Origin of the sequence: Flavobacterium hibisci, assembly GCF_020026925.1 — a bacterium.
GTDB lineage: Bacteria > Bacteroidota > Bacteroidia > Flavobacteriales > Flavobacteriaceae > Flavobacterium > Flavobacterium hibisci.
This window is the reverse complement of the sequence record NZ_JAIQDW010000001.1, coordinates 193,063-213,856: the sequence shown is the minus strand read 5'-3', so window position 1 is coordinate 213,856 and position 20,794 is coordinate 193,063. Positions and strand designations below refer to the sequence as shown.

Below are 20,794 nucleotides of genomic sequence, written 5' to 3'. Positions count from 1 at the left end.
TATGCTCTCTCATTAAAGGATATTTTTACATCCTGACACAATCGATTTAGCAATAGGGTTCAAATAAGCTTTTGCAGTCTAAAAATACGGATTCCTAATAGCTTTACAGAAATTCAAATTTCAGCAGCATCAGTTTCCTATGCTTATAAGTCGAGAAATCACAAAACTGCTAATTATCATATAAACCTTTCGTAACCAAAAAACATGAAAAAAAACACAATAGCCTTAGGTCTTTCGGCCGGATTACTCTTGGCATCATGTGCTGTTAAAAATTACACCAAAACAGATGACGGTGTTTTAATAGGCCTAAACCCAAGCACAGAAAACCAATTGCGCACGCTGCGTCTTCAGGTTTTAGGCAATGATCTGATACATGTTGCCGCTACAGCACAAGAATTTCAAAAAGATTCCAGTCTGATTATTGTTCCCAATCAGCAAACTGTTCCATTTCACATTAATCAATCAAAAGATTCCATCAAACTTTCAACCAAAACGTTGAATGTTATGGTTTCGGCAAAAGACGGCGGAATCAAATTTAAAGATAAAAACGGAAAAATACTGTTGGCTGAAAAAGCTGGCGGAGGCAGAACTTTTCTTCCTATACAAGAAGATAAGACAAAAGGCTATACCGTGCGCCAGATATTTGAATCACCTCAAGATGAAGCTTTTTACGGACTAGGACAGCATCAGTCGGATGAATTTAATTATAAAGATAAAAGCGAAGAACTTTTCCAATACAATACCAAGGTATCAGTACCATTTGTTGTATCAAATAAAAATTACGGGCTTTTGTGGGACAGTTATTCTTTAAGCCGATTTGGAGACAGCCGTCCTTACGAGCAATTAAATCAGGTTTTTAAATTATTTGGAAAAAATGGCGAGCCAGGTTTCTTAACGGGAACCTACAGCACTCCAGAGAAGAAAAATGCACCGCTGATTCGCGAGGAAAAATCCATTTTCTTTGAGGATGTTAAAAGCATTAAAAACCTGCCAACAGAGCTTCCTTTAAAAAATGCCAATGTTACTTATGAAGGTGAAATTGAAGCTCCGCAGGACGGAGAATATAAATTTATATTGTACTATTCTGGTTATGTAAAAGTCTATCTAGACAATCAATTAGTGGTTGCCGAGAGATGGAGAACTGCCTGGAATCCGAATAGCTACAAATTCTCTATGAATCTGAAAGCGAACAAACGCACTGCTTTAAGGATAGAATGGAGACCAGACGGTTCAACCTCGTACTGCGGACTAAGAGTGAGAACGCCACAATTGGCTGAAGAAAAAAACAGCCAAGTCTGGTGGAGCGAAATGAACAAAAAAATTGATTATTATTTTGTTCACGGCAATTCTATGGATAGTATAATTAAAGGATACCGAACCCTGACTGGAAAATCTCAAATTATGCCCCGCTGGGCAATGGGGTATTGGCAGAGCCGCGAAAGATACAAAACCCAAGATGAAATCTTAAGCAATTTAAAAGAATTCAGAACGCGCCAGATTCCAATTGATAATATCGTTTTGGACTGGAATTATTGGGAAGATGATAAATGGGGAAGCCACAAGTTTGATCGTGCCCGTTTTCCTAATCCAAAGGCTATGACCGACTCTATTCATTCGATGAATGCCAAAATGATGATTTCGGTATGGCCTAAATTTTACAAAACTACAGCGCACTTTAAAGAATTCGACCAAAAAGGATGGATGTATCAGCAAGCCATTAAGGATAATGTTCGTGACTGGGTTGGCCCTGGTTACGTAGGGTCATTCTATGATGCTTATGCAAGCGGTGCCCGTAAACTATTTTGGAAACAGATCTACGAAAATTTATACCCAATAGGTGTAGATGCCTGGTGGATGGATGCCAGCGAACCTAATGTATTGGACTGTACAGATATGGAATATCGTAAAAAATTGCAAGGACCAACCGCTTTAGGACGTGCAACCGAATATTTCAATACCTATGCCCTAATGAATGCGGAAGCAATCTACGATGGACAAAGAGCTGCAGATTCTAATAAACGTGTGTTTCTTTTAACAAGATCAGGCTTTGCAGGATTGCAGCGCTATTCAACTGCAACATGGAGTGGCGATATTGCTACAAGATGGGAAGATTTGAAAGCACAGATTTCGGCAGGTCTTAACTTTGCTGCAAGCGGTATTCCGTACTGGACGATGGATATTGGTGGATTTTGTGTTGAAGACCGCTATGTCAGTGCACAGCAGCAGTACGACAAAAATGGAAATGAAAACTCTGACAGTAAAGAATGGCGTGAATTAAATGCACGCTGGCATCAGTTTGGAGCTTTTGCTCCGCTATACCGATCTCACGGACAATTTCCTTATCGCGAACCTTGGAACATTGCTCCCGAAGGTCATCCTGCATACGAATCTATTGTATACTATGACCGACTTCGCTACAGATTAATGCCGTACATCTACACAATGGCTGGGATGACGCATTTTAATGACTATACCATTATGCGTCCTTTGATGATGGATTTTCAAAACGATAAAAATGTCATTAACATCAGTAACCAATTCATGTTTGGCTCTTCTTTTATGGTCTGTCCTGTTTACCAATATGGAGCACGAAAAAGAGAAGTGTACCTTCCTGCTGGGACAAACTGGTACGATTTCTATACGGGCAAGCAGCTCTTGGGCGGACAGACTTTACAGGCAGATGCACCTTATGGACGTCTTCCGCTCTTTATTCCTGAAGGCGCTATAGTTCCTGTTGGTCCAGAAATCCAGTACACCGATCAGAAACCTGCTGATAATGTGGTGTTGTATGTTTATAAAGGCAGCGATGGAAGTTTTACTTTGTATGAAGATGAAGGAGTTAACTACAATTATGAAAAAGGCCATTACAGTGCGATAAGATTCGATTACAATCAGAAAAATCAAACTTTAACCATCGGCGAGCGCAAAGGAGATTTTAAAGGCATGCTAAAAGACCGAAAATTTAAAATCGTCGTTGTTGATCCATCCAATCCAAAAGCATTTCTTTCTGATGCTTCTGGAAAAGAAATCGATTATAACGGAGCGCTTCAAGTCATAAAAATTTAATCATCCTAAAAACAATTACATCCAGCAGCCTTTATTCAGACAACCTTGATGCAGGTCTTGATGTGATTTAGAAAAAAGAGATTCATGAAATTAAAAAAATATATCATTTGTTTGCTGCTGCTGTCCTCAGCAGGCGCAATGGCACAGAAATCTCCTGTTTTCTTTCCAAAAGGAAACTTGATGGCAATGGGGATTTATTACTATCCGGAACACTGGAATAAAAAAGACTGGGAAAGAGATATCAGCAATATTTCTAAGACTGGTTTTGAGTTTATTCACATAGCAGAATTTGCATGGATAGACATGGAACCAGAAGAAGGAATTTACAAATTTGAATGGCTTGACCAAGTGATCGATTTGGCTGGAAAAAACAAATTGAAAGTTATTTTAGGCACACCTACAGCAATTTCACCCGTTTGGATGGGCATTAAATATCCTGAAATCTATCTGATGAACAGCCACTATCAAAGGGCTGAACACGGAACAAGAGCACAGCAGTCTTTGAGCAATCCCGTATGGAGAAATTTTTCTAAAAACATAATCAGTAAATTGGCAGCGCGCTACGGGCATAATCCAAATGTAATTGGATGGCAGCTCGACAACGAGCCAGAAGCGAAAGAAGACTATAGCCCTTCTTCTCAAGATGCTTTCCGCAAATGGTTAGAGAATAAATACCGTACCATAAGCGCTTTAAATACGGTATGGGGAGCCGCTTTCTGGAGTCAGACCTACAGCAGTTTTGACCAAGTTAAAATTCCAAATGCAAATCATGTTGGATGGTGGGGAATCAATCCGCATGCTTTGCTAGACTTCAAACGATATACTGCTGATACACAGGCTGATTTTTTAGACTTTCAGGCAGACATTATCAGACCTTTAATTGCTAAAAATCAATTTGTAACAACAAATTATACCGCTACTACTCCATCAGCAGATCCTAGAAGAACAAAAAAACTCGATTTTAACTCTTTTACCAGCTATCCTAACAAAGGAGTAGCTAATATTGGAGACACAGGTTTCCGTCTTGGCGATCCTCAAGAACTTTCTTTTGCCTTGAGCTTCTTTAAAACCAGAGACAACATCTCAGGAATTATGGAGCTTCAGCCTGGCTTTGTCAATTGGGGAAATGTTAATCCTCTGCTGCAGCCTGGCGTAGTGCGCATGTGGCTTTATCATTGTATGGCCGAAGGCATGTCTTTTGCGTGCTCTTATCGTTACCGACAGATCAATTACGGTGCAGAGCAGTACCACAGCGGTATTACAAAACTTGATGGAACTACCCTGTCGCAGGGAGGAAAAGATTACCAGCAGACCATGCAGGAAATGAAATTATTAAGAAAAGCTTATAATCCGAAGGCAGAAATGCCTAAAGAAATTAAGGCTCGAAGAACTGCTTTATTATGGAATTATGACAATTCCTGGAGTATGGGCCGCCAAGCGCAAACGAGCCAATGGAATACCTTGTCTTTTTTTCAAAAATATCTTGAAATCGTAAAATCGTACGGAGCTCCAGCAGAAATAATTTATGAAAACGAACCTTTAGATTCTTATGCCGTTGTGGTTGCTCCTGCTTACGAAATAGCCGATGAGAAACTTATTACCAAATGGACGCAGTACGTAAAACAAGGAGGACATTTAGTCTTAACCGTGCGTACGGCTGTTAAGGACAAAAATGGCTATTTATTCCAAGGAGGATGGGGCGCTCCGATTTATCCTTTAATTGATGCCAAAATTGAAGACTTTGACCATCTTCTGCCTTATGCAAAAGGAACTATCCAAGGTTTCGGAAAAGAATATTACTGGAACAACTGGGCAGATTTAGTAAAAGCCAATAAACCTGCAAATGTCCTTGCTAAGTACACCAACCAATTTTATGCAGGCACAGCAGCTGTGGTGACCAACAAAATAGGAAAAGGCACCGTCACTTATATTGGCACCGATACAGACGATGGCCAACTTGAAAAAGAAGTCCTGCAGCAGGTGTACAATCAGGCTGGGATTGCTGTTGAGCATTATCCTAAAGGAGTTTACGTTAGCTGGCGCGATGGATTCTGGATCGCAGTCAATTATTCTTCAGAAGATTACCAGATCGAAAAAATATCCAACACTGCAAATATTTTAATTGGCGGTAAAACGGTACCGCCAGGAGGTGTAACCGTTTGGCAGCAATAAAAATGACTTTTTTCTAAACAACCATGATTCTTAAAGATTCCTGCAGCTTCTGTTGCAGGTTTCAACACTGACTAACTATAAATCTAAACCAATCAAAATGAAAAAAAATTTAATCACTTTGCTTTTTGCTTTGAGTTTGTGTGCAAATGCAAATGTAAAAATGCCGTTGCTTTTTAGCGACGGGATGATTTTACAGCGCAATAAACCCATTTCTGTTTGGGGCTGGGCCAATTCTGGAGAAAAAATTGAAGTCACTTTTAATAAACAGACTCAGAAAACTAAAGCGGACAAAAACGGAAAATGGCTTTTGTACCTGAAACCTGAGAAAGCAGGCGGTCCTTTTAAAATGATCATTAAAGGAAACAACAGCATTACCATTGATAATGTCCTAGTCGGAGAAGTCTGGGTATGCAGCGGGCAGTCTAATATGGAATGGCCAGTTGCTCAGGCACAGAATGCCGATTATGAAATCAGTCAGGCAGATAATCCTTGGATAAGACAATTTTTAGTGGACAAAGATTTAAATTCAGCACCTAAAGAGGAACTCAAAGCTGGAAGCTGGAAAGAAAGCAGTAAAAAAAATACAGGAACTTTTACAGCAGTGGGTTATTTTTTTGCCAAAAAAGTATACAATGAATTAAAAATCCCAATTGGGATAATAAACTCCTCGTGGGGAGGTACCTGCGTGGAAACATGGACCAGCAGGGAAGCTTTTGAAAAAAGTCCTGAATTCAGCAGCATGATTGCCGAACTACCGAAAATCCCAATGGATTCATTGCTAAAAAACAAACTGGCTACACTAAAAGTACAGATTGAAAACCTTCAAGGATCTAAAATCACTTCAAACTCAGAAAGCCAATACAAAACGGTAAACTTTGACGATAGTTCGTGGCCAGAAATGCAAGTACCTCAATTATGGAACCAGCAATTGGGCAGTTTAGACGGGACAGTCTGGATGCGCAAATCTTTTATGATTTCAAAAGAAGAAGCTAGTAAAGAGGCTTTACTGGAACTGGGCAAAATAGATGATGAAGATCTTTCTTATGTAAATGGAATTGAAGTGGGAAAAAATACCCAATGGGACAAAAAAAGAATATACAAAGTACCTGCGGGAACGCTTAAAGAAGGTCTTAACACTATTGCAGTACGAGTAACGGATTACAGCGGAGGAGGCGGAATTTTTGGCGATGAGGCTGACTTAAAATTAACTGTAGGCAATACTATTATACCACTTGCAGGAAAATGGAAGTTTAAGGTTGCAGAAATCAGAACAGACTTGTCTCCAAACAGCTATCCTGCCCTTCTTTACAATGCCATGATCAATCCTTTGATTCCTTATGCTATTGAAGGGGTTTTATGGTATCAGGGCGAGGCAAATGCTACACGTGCCGAACAATATAAAAAAGCTTTTCCGTTATTGATAAGCGATTGGAGAAACAAATGGCATCAGGGAGATTTTCCTTTCTTTTTTGTGCAGTTATCTTCTTTTAATGAGTTTGGAGGAAACAGTAAAACTGGCAGCTATTGGGCAGAGTTAAGAGAGGCTCAGAATTTTACACTTCAAAATGTTGCCAATACCGGTATGTGTGTTACTACAGATATTGGAGATCCAAAAGATATTCATCCTAAAAACAAACAAGATGTAGGATACAGACTGGCTGCCATTGCCTTAAATAAAGTATATGAAAAAGGAAATGTTTTCAGCGGACCAGCATACAAGTCTATGGAAACAAAAGGCAATCAGATTCTCTTAACATTTGACAATGCCGAAAGCGGTTTAACGGTTCATGATAAATACCAATATGTAAAAGGATTTGAAATTGCAGGATCCGATCATGTTTTTCATTATGCCAAAGCCCAGATAAAAGGCAGTCAGCTTTTGGTATGGACCGATAAGGTTCAAAATCCAGAAGCAGTTCGCTACGGTTGGGCCGACGATGCCAGCGACTGTAATCTTTATAATGCAGAAAATTTCCCTGCTGTTCCTTTTCGAACAGACCACTGGAATAGCATCACAAAAGACATTAAATACAGTTTTGAAAAATAATTAAGCCTATTACACTTTTCAAACGTCCATATCGATTCTAAAAGAAATAGAATTGATATGGATTGGAATGAGGACTGTGATTCTAGATAAAAACAGCCCTTAATATACTGCGGCTGCAGATAAATGATTAATTTAGACCGAATGAAAAAGCATAAAGCCCTCATATTATTTGTTGCTGTTCTTGGATTAATTTCCTTCCAAAGCATTCTTGCGCAGTCCAATTATATTTTTCATCAGCTGAAAACCAGCGAAGGGTTTTCCAGCACCAATGTCAAGACATTTCTAAGGGACAGCTACGGTTTTTTATGGATTGGAACCGAAACCGGACTTAATCGATATGATGGTTACGAATTCAAAGTTTACACCACCAACTCTAAAAAGCCCAATAGCTTAATTTCCAACGACATTTTAGGTCTTCAAGAAGACGGCATGGGCAATATATGGGTTAATTTCGGACATGATAATGCGATATACAACAGAGATAAGGACCACTTTATTACAGACATAACTTCTGTGTTGAACAAACTGCATATTCGGGCAGATAGCAATTGTAAAATCTATGTAGATAAAAAAAAGAATTTATGGGTTTTTAATAAGAAAAACATATTTTTCTATGATGTAAAAAAAAGACATACTTCCATCTTTAACGGAATAAACATTGAAGACCCTTTTGCTGTTAGCATAACAGATAATGGCGAGTCTGTATATTGCGTTGAAAATTCTCAAAAATGCTGGCAGTTAAACAGCACTACAGGCCATATTAAAAACATTAAACTCCCAGTTTCTAACAGAAAAAATGGAACTGATGAATGGCACATCATTTTTCTAGACAGCAACAACGGATTATGGATTTATTTCAGCAATAATCCTAATGAAGTTTCCTATCGCGATTATCAGACGAAAAAATGGAGCTCTATAATATTAAAATCTAGTGTAGACAGCGACATTAATTTCGTTAGCAGCATTATCGAAAATAAGCCGGGTGAAATATGGATTGGAACAGATCATAAAGGGATTTTTATATATGACAAGTCAAAGAACAGCATTACAAACTGTATTCAAACCCCAAACAAAGACAATTCGCTGCCATCCAACAATATCACTTGCATGTATCGCGACAACGATAGGACGATCTGGATTGGACACAGCAAAAAAGGCTTCTCTTTTTTTAATGAAAGCTTTAAAAACTTCATCAACTTCAAACATCCAGAATGCTCTGATATTAGCGCCATAATGGAGGATCACAACGAAGATCTCTGGATTGCCACAGATGGGAAAGGCCTTTTTAAAAAAGAAAAGAAATCAGGAAATACTTCTCGAATTCCATTTCCCAAAGCTGCCATTACTTGTTTACTGGAAGACAGCCAAAACCGTGTTTGGATCGGCACTTATCAAAACGGGCTGTTTTGCCTGCAAAATGGCATCATAAGCCGATATACCAAGAAAAACAGCAAGCTAAGCAGCGACAATGTTTGGAATTTAAAGCAGGATCGCTACGGGAATATCTGGATAGGATTCTTGGGAGGAAAAATACAGCAGCTTCCCTCCGATTCGCCTAATTTCGATTCCCTTATCTCCCTTTTTGGAAATAATGTTTTTGCTCTTGACATGTTTTATGACTCAGGTGATGAGCTTCTGCTGGGAACAGGGTACGGGCTTTTCAACATTGATATTACCAACAATAAAAATGTCGTTTCGTATGGCAATAAAAAAGGAACTCAAAAATTCAAACACTTTCAGATTTCTGCAGTCTACAAAGACAAACACAACATTTTGTGGATCGCTCATAATGATGGACTTAATATATGGGATCCAAAAAAAGACACCATTTATTATTTCAATAAGTCAAATGGTCTTTGTGACAATTCAGTCAGCGGCATACTGGAAGACAATCGCAATAATATCTGGGTTACAACTACCAACGGACTTTCTATTTTGACTGTCAGTTATGATCCAGATGATAATTTATCCATAAGCAGCAGAAATTATTCGGTTAAAGATGGGCTGATGGATAATTATTTTAACAAACACTCTATACTGCAATTAAGAAACGGAGACATTCTGCTGGGCAACCTTGACGGATATACCATAATCAACCCAAACAAGCTCCTAAAAGAAAACAAGCCAGTTTCAAAAATTATTTTTACAGGACTAACTCTTGGAAATCAGACTATAGAGGTGGATTCTATCTATAATAGTCATAAATTGCTGCAGCATTCCACAGAACTGCTTTCCAAGCTTACTTTAAGGCACGATGACAGGCTTATTACCCTTAAGTTTACGAGTACAGATTTATTAAATGCCGATAAAGTCAAATATTTTTACAGGATTGATGGGTTTAATTCGGAATGGATTCCTATTCAGGATAATAAAATTGTAATTTCTGCCTTACCAGCAGGCAATTACAAACTTTTGGTAAAAGCATATGATAATGCTTCCGGATGGAACGATAATATCAAAGTATTAGCGTTGGACGTACTGCCTCCTTTTTACCTAACCGTATGGGCGTATCTTTTTTATGGACTAACGGTCGCGGGCATTATATGGTATACCGTACGCAGATCAAAAATCCGCCATCATTTAAAATTAGAAGAACAGCGCGAGAAAATGAATCTCGAAAAAGAATGGCAGATAAACGAAATGAAGCTGAACTTTTTCACCAACATAAGCCATGATCTAAGAACTCCCCTAACCCTTATCATAACACCTCTGCAGGTGCTGTTGAATGATGCTATGGATGAGATTATGCGAAAGAAAATAAACGTTATCCATAAAAATGCACAGCAGCTTCTTTCCTTAATCAATTCCCTGCTCGATTTTCGCAAATTAGACGCAGGAATTGTCAGCATAAACTTAAAGGCATCCGAATTTGTAAGTTTTGCCGAGGATATCTGCAGTTCGTTTACTGTTTATGCTACTGAACGCCACATCCAATTATCTTTTGAAAGCGAGATAGAGAGTCTGCTTATGGAATTTGATAAAGATAAGATACAAAAAACACTTACCAATCTGCTTTCGAATGCTTTTAAGTATACTCCCGATGGAGGAAAAATTCAGATTGAAATTAGCCGCGACACTACTCAAATCTATGTCAAAGTCCGCGACACGGGTTCTGGAATCAGCGATAAAGATAAACCGCTCGTATTTGAGAGATTTTATCAGGGAGAACAAAGCCAGAATGAAACTGGCAGCGGTCTTGGACTGCATATTGCAAATGAGTACATACATCTTCATGGAGGCACTATAACTATTGAAGACAATCTTCCTAATGGCTGCGTATTTACTTTTAAAATCCCAATTAGAGAAAGCTCTGAAAAGAATTTGATGCTTAGTCCTGCTACGATTGATATTCCAAACATTGAAGAGGAAAAAACAGAAAGTCCTACTGAACAAGTGGTTCTTTTTGTGGATGACAATAAAGACTTGTGCGAATTTATAGAAGATAACCTAAAAGATGATTTTACGGTGCTTACGGCACATAATGGCCAAGAAGCTATCGAGTTGCTGCAAAAAAAACACAATATAACGGTTATTGTAAGTGATGTTATGATGCCTGTCATGGATGGTATTGAGCTTTGCAAATTGGTTAAAACCAATATTTACTGGTCGCATATTCCAGTAATTCTGCTTACTGCACGCACTGCAGAAGAATATCATATTGACGGATTAAAATACGGAGCAGATGATTATATCACCAAACCTTTTAATATCCATATTCTTAAACTTCGAATTAATAAATTTATAGAATGGACGAAAAAAAGCCATGCCGCATTTAAACAAAAAATAGACGTTAATCCGCAGGAGATTACCATTACCTCTCTAGATGAAATTTTTATCGAAAAAGCAATAAAAGCTGTAGAACAGCATATCAGTGATACGGAATTTTCGGTAGAAAATCTAGGAGATATTTTAGGCTTAAGCCGAGGGCATCTGTACAAAAAACTGATGTTCATAACCGGTAAAGGACCTGCAGAATTCATTCGAACCATACGTTTGAAAAGAGGACGCCAGCTTCTGGATAAAAGCCAGCTGCAGGTTTCGCAGATAGCCTATGAAGTTGGATTTAATTCGCCCAAAAGATTTTCAAAATATTTCCGTGAAGAATTTGGTTTATCTCCTTCTGAGTATTTAAAACTACACAAAAAACTATAGCAACGTAACAAAAAAAAGCAGCCTAAATGTATCATTAAAGGCTGCTTTTTTGTTACTGACTATTCGTTTTATTTAAAAGCGTTTCAAAAAACGGCTATAAACTGCTTAAAAGAATTTTATTTGAAAATATGCTGCGAGAAAAGATACAGATTGTTGGCCCATTCTACATCATCGTGCACATTGCCATCTACATGCCACACTGAACCACTGTCAGTTTTCCAGAAGCCAATTCGGCGTGCTTGTCCCTAAATCCTTGTGGCGGATCTGGAAATGCTGGTTTGTCGTCGGCATTCAATACTATGGGCTAGAGATTTAATTCTTTATCTGTACTATTATCTGTTTTGGAATATCCTATAGAGCAACAGACCAAAGCCAAAATCTCAATTAATATAGTTTTAGTTTTCATTCTTCTTTTTTTTATAATAATCATTCATAATAAACCAAGCTTTTTTCTTTTCTCCATTTTCAGAGATTAATCCTTTCCTATTATACCCTTTTTGATATACAGGATGCATTCTTCCCAATGACCTGTAATCAAACAATAACCATGGACAGACGCCTCTTAAATTTGGAACAGTGTTAAACATTTCGATCTGATTTTTATAAACCTGCTCTTGATATTCTTCAGACCAATAAGAAGCTTGATCTGTAGGTATATTTCTATTTCCATATAGTGCCTCGGCTCCAAATTCTGAAATGAATACGGGTTTATTAGAAAAATCTATTTTCCACTTCACTTCTGAAGGTTTTCCTTGCCAGGGAATATACCAGCCTATATATTCATTAAGCGCAATTAGATCAGAGTATTTATAAAGCGGATCCCAGATATGAAATGAATTATTGGTGTAGCCTTGCGTGTTTATAACATGCGTAATCAATCTTGTAGAATCGATTGCTTTGCATTTTTCCGTTAAATCAATAAGCGCTTTATCCCTATTAGGAGTACCTGGATACGTCTCATTCGAAAGGCTCCAGACTACTACTGAGCATCGGTTTTTATCTCTTGCAATCATTTCTTGCAGCATATCCTGCATTTTGTGGGGAACAAGACTATCAGAAAACTTAATGTTCTGATAGATTGGAAGTTCGCTCCACACCATCAAACCCATTTTTTCAGCTTCTTTAATCATGTCCTCATTATGCGGATAGTGGGCCAATCTTACTAAATTGCATCCTAGTTCTTTGGCTGAATTCAGCAATAGCCTGTCATCTTCCAATGAAAATGCTCTCGCTTTTTTCATCGGATTTTCTTCGTGAATGTTTACAGCCTTGATAAAAATGGGCTTTTTGTTTAGTAAAATTTCACTTCCTTTAGTTTCAATGCTTCTAAAACCGATATCATCAGTTATAGAATCGGTTTCACATTCCACAATTACACTATATTGCTTAGGACTCTGAGGTGACCACAGCTTAAACTTGGACGAAAATTCAAGCTTTGCATAACCGCTGCTATTTGCCTTTGTTTTATAAGCAATATTTAATTCCGGGATTCTTACCGTAATTTCTTGGCTCAAATTCTCGCCGTTTAGCTTCACCCAGCCCAATACAGTATTCAAACTGCCTTTTTTTAACTGAATAAAATAATTGGCAATATAGGTTCCAGGTGTTTCAATAACTTTTACATCACGTGTGATTCCTCCATAATTCAGCCAATCATAGCCTAAACCGGGAATTCCATTCTCTAAGCGACGGTTGTCTGCTTTGACAATTATGGTATTTTCGCCATCCTTTATTTTATCAGTAATTTCAAATTGAAACGGAGTAAAACCTCCCTCATGGCTTCCCAATTTTTCTTCATTCAGATATACATCGGCGCTATAATTTACTGCTCCAAAATACAGAAACTGCCTTGTATTTTTCTTTTTAAAAAGAGTAACCGTTTTCTTGTACCAAACAGCACCCTCATAAAAAGCAAGTTCGCACAATTGCGAATTGAAGTCGCCGGGGACATTCAATTCTGGCGCACCGTCAAATGAATATTCAAAAAAATCTGTTTTCTTCTGAGGTTTTGGTTCGATCCAAATTTTTTTCCAGTCGCCAACAGCACCTGGATCAGACAGCACTTTCCATTTCCCATTCAAACTTATTGAATTTCTAGATGCTACATTGACCAATGCTGTTTGGGCATTTGCCTTGCTGACTAAAAAAACCACCAATAAAATGGTTACTATATATGCTTTACAAATTTTTTGCAGTCGACTCATTTTTAGTTCATTTTATCTGGTTGATACGTGAAACTATCAAAATCAGCAAATGCTTTGGTGTTTTTGTTTTGAGATGTAGCGTAAAGTCCAATATACACTCCAGTAAAACCTCCATTGGTCTCAGAACTTAGGTACCAAATATTGATTTTATCTAAAAATTTAAAATTCTTTTCATCCAAAGAATAGTAGAAGCTGTAAAAATCTTTATTGCCTTGCACTTTCAAATAAATCTTACCGGCCGGAATTTCCAATTCAGATGCGGTATGATTCAGTATGCCCATCTTATAACGCAACACTAATTTGTTTTTGCCTTTTTCTGTTTTTTTCAAAGAAAGGTCGTAATGCGCCTGACTCGAATAGTAGATAGTTATACCCGCTTCATCTCCATCTTTTGCATTATTTAATGACATCACGGTGGAAGCTGAAAAATCAATATGTTCCTGCCTGCGTCCTACAAAGGTTGGCGAATCATTGTCGTCTAAAGATACCGAAGTGGCTTTTAATCGCAATGAACCTTTCTTTTCAGTAAGTGAATACTGCTGTAGGAAAGGATTTCTGAGATAATTCCAATCGGTTCTAAGCTTTACTTCATCAAAACTTGTAGAAAAATCATGAGGTTTTACAGCCTGTACAGGCAGAGTAGGCACATTCATATCTATATTAACCGTTCCATTGCCATTTATTACCGGCCAGGCATCTGCATCCCATCTTACAGGAGCCAAAAATGTTTCTCTACCTAACACATGATGCAGCAGACTCTGTGGACGGAAACCCAGAAAGACCATCCACCAAGAACCATCATGCGCCTGGATAAAATCGCCATGTCCTGTACCTTGAATCGGATTGCTCTGAGCAATTTCGTTAATATGCGTCAAAATCGGATTGGCTGGATTGGACTCGTAGGGTCCGTAAATGTTCCTGCTTCGCGCTATGGTTATTTTATGGCCGTATTCTGTGCCTCCTTCTGAAATAAGCAGATAATACCAGCCGTCTTTTTTATAAATATGCGGCGCTTCAGGATAACGTCCTCCTGTTCCGTTCCATACCGTTTGTCCTTTGGTGAGTTTTTTTCCTGTTTTAATATCAATTTCGCAGATTGTCATGCCATTCTGATTCGATACAAAATAAGATTTGCCATCTTCAAAATATAACGAAGGATCTATACCGCCCTGATCGACAAAAACAGGTTCCGACCATTCTCCTGCAGGATTATCGGTATGCACGTAAAAATTTCCTCCGCCCGATACATTGGTCGTGACCATATAAAAACGCCCTTCATGGTAACGGATTGTTGGAGCATAAATCCCAGCCGAAGGAGCGCATTTGTCTAATTTGAACTGGGAAGCACGCGTAAGGCAATGCCCAATTTTGGTCCAATTAATTAAATCTTTACTGTGAAAAACGGGAACTCCCGGAAAGTATTCAAAACTGGAAGTGACCAAATAGTAATCGTCTCCTACCCTGCATACGCTAGGATCGGGATGAAATCCAGAAATGACTGGATTTTTGTATCCTTGCGCATTCAAAAAATGGCAGAATCCAAACATACTGATTAAAAGTATAATTATTTTTTTCATATTTTAAGTTATCGCGATGCTTTATTTTAAATTAAAATCTACTGTTTCTCTAATATCAGAAGCAGAAGCTCCAATCATGATTTTGAATTTCCCTGGTTCTGCAATCCATTCTTTTTTAGTGTCGTCGTAATAAGAAAGATCTTCTTTTGTTAAAGTAAAACGCACTGTTTTTTCTTCTCCTGGTTCAAGAGAAATTTTTTCAAAACCTTTTAATTCCTTTATTGGACGAGGCAGGCTTGACGTTTCGTCACTAACATAAAGCTGTACAACTTCTTTTCCAGCCACTTTTCCTGTGTTTTTTATGGAAACTGTTACCTCTAAAGAGTCAGCAGCTGTAATGGTTTTTGATGAAAGGAGTGGTTTCCCATACTGAAATGTGGTATAGCTCAATCCATATCCGAAAGGAAAAAGCACAGGGATTTTTTTAGTATCGTACCAGCGGTATCCTACTAAGATGTCTTCTTTATAATAGACATTGTTTCCGTCACCCGGGTAACAAAGCTTGTCAAAAGCATGTGCCCCGACATCCTCTAATTTTTTAGGAAATGAAATCGGAAGTTTTCCTGACGGATTTGCTTCACCAGAAATAATATCAGCCAGAGCATTTCCTCCTTCCGAGCCCAGATACCATCCTTGTACAACAGCTTTTGCTTTGTTAAGCCAAGGCATCAAAACTGCATTTCCGCTTAGTAAAACAACCGCAACGTTATTGTTTACTTTCTGTATTTCTTCAATCAGCTTATCTTGACCAAACGGCAGACTCAATGATTTACGGTCTCCGCTTTCGCAATCCTGAAAATAATTTTTATTCAACCCTCCAACAAAGAGCACTATATCTGCATGGCGCGCAGTCTCGATAGCTGCGTTTTGCAAAGAATCAAGATTTAATTTAGAGGGTTCTTCGGCACCATAAAGCGGTCGTCCCGAAGCATATCCCATACTGTAAACAATATTATTTTCGCCGTATTTATTCTTTAATCCCTGCAAAGGAGAAATTTCGTAAGCCGCTTTCAATGACGTAGAACCGCCACCAACAATCAGGCTTTTCACGGCATTTTCACCTATCACCGCAATTTTTTTGTATCTGCCTTCTGGAATAGGCAAAAATTGTTTCTCATTTTTAAGCAATACAATTCCTTCCTGTGCTATTTTTCGAGCTGCATCGCTATGTTCTGGCGAAACAAAACGGCCATAAGGACGATTGGCGCTCATCGTAGTGCGGAAAATCATTCGTAGAATTCGGCTTGCTTTATCGTCAAGTTTCGACATTTCGTATTGGCCCGATTGAATTCCTTTCAGAAAAGGATCGGCTAAATAATAGCTAGAAAAAGGAAAATGACCTTGTGTAGTCAATCCGTTTGTATAAGTACCCATTTCAATATCAAGTCCGCCATTGACCGCTTCGTCAGTGTTGTGCACACCTCCCCAATCACTAACCACTACACCATCAAATTTCCAGTCGGTCTTTAAGATTTGGTTGAGTAAAATGTCATTATGGCAGCAATGTACGCCCCATATTTTATTATATGCCCCCATTATAGACCATACGTTTCCTTCCTGAACTGCGGCTTTGAAGGCAGGAAGATAAATTTCATGCAAGGCGCGATCGCTTACGTTGACATTAATTTCACCACGAGCAATTTCCTGATTGTTCAGGGCGAAATGTTTTACGCAGGCCGCGACTCCATTAGACTGCACGCCTTGCACGTATGGAACTACCAATCGCGAAGCCAAAAAAGGATCTTCGCCCATATATTCGAAATTTCGGCCATTGAGCGGCGTACGGTAAATATTGACACCAGGCCCTAACAGCATGGTTTTATTTCGGTATCTGGCTTCTTCTCCAATAGATGTGCCGTAAAGCTGCGCTATCTTTGGATTGAATGTTGCTGCAAGACACGTTAAAGCAGGAAATGCAGTGCATGAGTCATTTGTCCATTGTGCTGAGTTCCATTCATCCCAAAGCTTCTCATCGCTTACACCATGCGATCCGTCTGATGACCATACATCTGGTATGCCCAGACGCGGAACCCCTTTAGAGCTGAACTTTGACTGCGCATGGCATAGTGCCACTTTTTCTTCTACCGTCATTCGCGATAAGGCATCCTTTACACGAACTTCTATTGGCTGGCTTTCATCTAAATAAAGAGCAGATTGCGACCATCCAAAAAATGGCAAGAGGGAAAAATATAATAATAGTAAAACGGTAATATTTATTTTTTTCATTATAGTATACTTTCTAATTCATTATCAGGTTACAGAACAATATTTGCCCCCAATGGCAAAAGAATCATTCCGAGATATTTTAATTATTTTTCAGGATTAATTATAATTGCAAAACCGCCTCCAGGTGCCATTTGCACTTTCAATTTGCTGGCATTGGTCACTTTAATTATTTCACGTTTGTAATCTGTCGGGTCTTTTTCGGCATTCAATCCATCCTTAAAAATTTCTGCTGTAAAGCTTCCTTTTCCAAGGAAAGACAAATCGAGTTCCATTTCCCTAGCCGACCAATTGGTCAAACCGCCTATAAACCATGTATCTTCTTTTTTTCTGGCAATGGCAGCATATTGGCCCACTTTTCCATCAAGTGCAATCGTTTGATCAAAAGTAGTGGGGATTTGAGCTATAAAAGTGGTGCTTTGCTGTTCTTTCATGTAAGCTGTCGGACTATCTGCCATCATTTGCAGCGGCGCTTCATAAAGAACATACATTCCAAACTGATGGCATCTTGTACCTTGGCTCATAGGCAGTGAATTGCTTGGACGAAAATCTGCTTTTGTCGCATTGCGCATAGCTCCCGGCGTATAATCCATAGGGCCGGCCAGCATTCTTATAAAAGGTATGCTCGCTTCATAATGCGGCATGTCATCATGTGGTGTCCATTTGGCATTTTCCAATCCTTTAACGCCTTCAAAATTTACGATATTAGGATAGGTTCTTTGAATACCTGTTGGTTTATACATTCCGTGATAGTCAATCAGAAGTTTGTAAGAAGCCGCCTTTTTAGCAATATTATAAAGCGAGTTAACCATTTTTTGATCATCGCGGTCTATGAAATCTATTTTAAAGCCTTTCACTCCCATATTCGAATACTTGGTAAACGCATTATCTAAAACCTGATTTATAGCATACCATGAAGCCCAAAGGATGATTCCAACATTTTTTTGCTTACCGTATTCGATAAGTTCTTTAATGTTCATAGCTGGTGAAATTTTAAGTATGTCGGTTTCTTCACTCCATCCCTCGTCTATCACCACATACTCAATATTGTTTTTAGAAGCAAAATCGATATAATACTTATAAGTCTGCGTATTGATTCCAGCCTTAAAATCTACATTCGATATATTCCAGTCATTCCACCAGTCCCAAGCAACTTTACCGGGTTTGATCCAACTCATATCGGAAATTTGTGAAGGTGAAGAAAGTTTTTGAACCATATCATTATTCAAAAGCTCGGTGTCGTTTTCGCTGATGATGATTGCTCTCCAAGGAAAACTTCTACTGCCATTTGTTTCAGCAATGTAGTTCTCCCTCTCAGAGACCATGTAGTTCATTTTATTATAGCCTCCTAAACGCTCCTTTTTTGGGTAATGGGCAAATATTCCCTTCAAACCATATTGTGCCTTATTATTGCGTGTTAAAAACATACCTGGATAATCTTGGAGTTCAGCCTCTACAATAGCTGCTTTTTTTCCATTTCCTAAATCAACAAGAAGCGGAGAAATAGCCAATGAATCTCTTACAAATTTAGAAAGCGGAATTTCATCATAAAGTGCTTCGAAAGCAGAAGTATACATGTCTTTTTCTCTTAAATCGCGAACATAAGGTACAAAAGCTTTATGGTCTTGACTGAAGTTAAAACTGGCTTCTTCAGATACAATAGTAATTTTTTTATTCTTATTTGTAAAAAAACGATACGCTACACCATCATTATAAGCCCTTAATATCAGACCAAAATTTCCTTTAAAATTCACAATCAGCTCATTGTACTGGTCCACAACCATTTTCTTCTTATAAACAGGCGTTTCAAAAGTAGTGTTAGAAGCCGAATTTTTAGTGCTTGCAATTTTGGCATTGTTTCCTAAAACCTCTCCGCTGCCTAAGGTTAATGAAATAGCAGAAGGAGCAACGACTTCCGTACTGTTATGTTTCACAGACCATCGGATTTTGGTGCCGTTTTCTAAATCCATCTCAATCTTTCCGTTGGGAGATTTGAGATGAAGTACCTGCGCCGATCCGCTTGCCGATAAAAATATAAAAATAATTGCCTGTAATAACGTCCTGTTCATTTGATGTGTGGTTATTCTTGTTAGTAAATACATGTTTTTTGGTACGCTTGAAAAAACTTAAAAAACGTTCGCCTAAGTGTTATCACTTTTGGAAAACTGTTTTTGACATCTCGCTGCACTCATTAATATTGGTGCTTTGAATTATAGTTTCAAAGTTTTTTCAACGGGCAAATTTGACAAGAAAAAATAGCTAACTACGGTACGCTTTGTATTAAAAAAGGGCAATAATTGTTGTAATGATCAATATTTTAGACAATATAAAGATGAATTGATATGGTTATCCAAAAAGATCTGCTTCCAAAAACAGATAGTGGCTGAGAAATTAAATATTTCTTCTTTTAATTAATCAAGCCTTTTGCTTTAAGCCATCTGCTGCATGCCAGACTCCAATCAGACTCTGTGCTTCCAGATTTGCCAAGTCCATAGCCATGTCCTCCTTTTTCGTAGATATGGAGTTCGCAAGGAATTTTATTTTTCTTTAGCGCTAAAGCATATTCTATACTGTTTTTTACTGGTACAGCATCATCATTCATGGAATGCACTAAAAATGCTGTCGGAGTTTCACTATTGACTTGCAATTCGTTTGAAAAATTATTAACCTGATCCGCTGATGGTTTTTCACCCAAAAGATTAATTCTCGATCCCATATGTGTGATATCTTCACGCATTGATATTACAGGATATATCAGCAATGAAAAATCTGGACGCGCACTAGTTGCATCTGCATTCTCATATACTTTTGCATTAAAATGCGTAGAAAGAGTAGATGCCAAATGCCCACCGGCAGAAAACCCCATGATGCCGATTTTTTTAGGATCTATTCCCCACTCTTTGGCCCTGATTCTAACCAAACGTATGGCACGCTGTCCGTCTTGCATAGGACCAACAGATTTATCAGTCATTATAGCAGCATCTGGTAATCTGTATTTTAGTACAAAAGCCATAATGCCAATACTATTGAGCCATTCTGCAACCTGTTTTCCCTCATGCCCGATAGCCATTCCAGAATAACCTCCGCCAGGACAGATAATAACAGCCGTCCCTGTTGCTTTTTCTGCAGGAGCAGGATACACATCCAATCTCGGATTTGTGACACGCTGCATCCAGCTATCATCTGAATTGGTTTCTTTATAATCGGCATTAGCGATCGCGCCTGGCACTTTCTTATCCCACAGATTAATGGTTTTACTTTGTCCGAAGGTTTTACCTGCTACCATAAGCATAATAAGCAATGCGGTTCTAATTCCTTTTGTTTTCAAAATGTTTTTCATTTTAATTGTCAAT

9 protein-coding genes are annotated in these 20,794 nt (G+C 38.4%); 4 read left to right on the top strand and 5 right to left on the bottom strand.

Annotated elements, in window-relative coordinates:
* The first annotated feature begins 204 nt into the window (after positions 1-204).
* The 4 genes from K8B81_RS00670 (at position 205) to K8B81_RS00655 (ending at position 11,437) form a co-directional block, all read left to right on the top strand.
* On the top strand, positions 205-3,066 hold the full coding sequence (locus K8B81_RS00670; protein ID WP_223678179.1) for a TIM-barrel domain-containing protein: 2,862 nt from the start codon (positions 205-207) through the stop codon (positions 3,064-3,066).
* Positions 3,067-3,150: 84 nt separating this feature from the next.
* Entirely contained in the window at positions 3,151-5,238 is a 2,088-nt protein-coding gene (locus K8B81_RS00665; protein ID WP_223678178.1) for a beta-galactosidase, read from the top strand.
* Positions 5,239-5,335: 97 nt separating this feature from the next.
* A complete protein-coding gene (locus K8B81_RS00660) occupies positions 5,336-7,285 on the top strand; it encodes a sialate O-acetylesterase (RefSeq protein WP_223678177.1) in 1,950 nt (649 codons plus the stop codon).
* A gap of 141 nt (positions 7,286-7,426) precedes the next feature.
* Positions 7,427-11,437: a hybrid sensor histidine kinase/response regulator gene (locus K8B81_RS00655; RefSeq protein WP_223678176.1), complete on the top strand. Its 4,011-nt coding sequence runs from the start codon at positions 7,427-7,429 to the stop codon at positions 11,435-11,437.
* Positions 11,438-11,832: 395 nt separating this feature from the next.
* Here the strand turns inward: K8B81_RS00655 and K8B81_RS00650 are convergent, their stop codons facing one another.
* From K8B81_RS00650 to K8B81_RS00630, 5 genes are all read right to left on the bottom strand, one after another.
* The gene (locus tag K8B81_RS00650; RefSeq protein WP_223678175.1) at positions 11,833-13,641 is read right to left on the bottom strand and encodes a glycoside hydrolase family 2 protein; all 1,809 of its coding nucleotides are present in this window, start codon (positions 13,639-13,641) and stop codon (positions 11,833-11,835) included.
* A gap of 2 nt (positions 13,642-13,643) precedes the next feature.
* A complete protein-coding gene (locus K8B81_RS00645; RefSeq protein WP_223678174.1) occupies positions 13,644-15,218 on the bottom strand; it encodes a glycoside hydrolase family 43 protein in 1,575 nt (524 codons plus the stop codon).
* A 21-nt stretch (positions 15,219-15,239) separates the two neighbouring features.
* Positions 15,240-17,444, bottom strand: a complete 2,205-nt coding sequence (locus tag K8B81_RS00640) for a glycoside hydrolase family 3 C-terminal domain-containing protein (RefSeq protein WP_223678173.1) — start codon at positions 17,442-17,444, stop codon at positions 15,240-15,242.
* Positions 17,445-17,527: 83 nt separating this feature from the next.
* On the bottom strand, positions 17,528-19,510 hold the full coding sequence (locus tag K8B81_RS00635; protein ID WP_223678172.1) for a glycoside hydrolase family 97 protein: 1,983 nt from the start codon (positions 19,508-19,510) through the stop codon (positions 17,528-17,530).
* A 338-nt stretch (positions 19,511-19,848) separates the two neighbouring features.
* Positions 19,849-20,781: an alpha/beta hydrolase gene (locus K8B81_RS00630; protein WP_223678171.1), complete on the bottom strand. Its 933-nt coding sequence runs from the start codon at positions 20,779-20,781 to the stop codon at positions 19,849-19,851.
* Positions 20,782-20,794: the final 13 nt, after the last annotated feature.

What these genes read in the sequence shown, in the direction of transcription:
- K8B81_RS00670 (WP_223678179.1), top strand. Translation starts at nt 205, where the DNA reads ATGAAAAAAAACACAATAGCCTTAGGTCTTTCGGCCGGATTACTCTTG.
- K8B81_RS00665 (WP_223678178.1), top strand. Translation starts at nt 3,151, where the DNA reads ATGAAATTAAAAAAATATATCATTTGTTTGCTGCTGCTGTCCTCAGCA.
- K8B81_RS00660 (WP_223678177.1), top strand. Translation starts at nt 5,336, where the DNA reads ATGAAAAAAAATTTAATCACTTTGCTTTTTGCTTTGAGTTTGTGTGCA.
- K8B81_RS00655 (WP_223678176.1), top strand. Translation starts at nt 7,427, where the DNA reads ATGAAAAAGCATAAAGCCCTCATATTATTTGTTGCTGTTCTTGGATTA.
- K8B81_RS00650 (WP_223678175.1), bottom strand. Translation starts at nt 13,641, where the DNA reads ATGAGTCGACTGCAAAAAATTTGTAAAGCATATATAGTAACCATTTTA.
- K8B81_RS00645 (WP_223678174.1), bottom strand. Translation starts at nt 15,218, where the DNA reads ATGAAAAAAATAATTATACTTTTAATCAGTATGTTTGGATTCTGCCAT.
- K8B81_RS00640 (WP_223678173.1), bottom strand. Translation starts at nt 17,444, where the DNA reads ATGAAAAAAATAAATATTACCGTTTTACTATTATTATATTTTTCCCTC.
- K8B81_RS00635 (WP_223678172.1), bottom strand. Translation starts at nt 19,510, where the DNA reads ATGAACAGGACGTTATTACAGGCAATTATTTTTATATTTTTATCGGCA.
- K8B81_RS00630 (WP_223678171.1), bottom strand. Translation starts at nt 20,781, where the DNA reads ATGAAAAACATTTTGAAAACAAAAGGAATTAGAACCGCATTGCTTATT.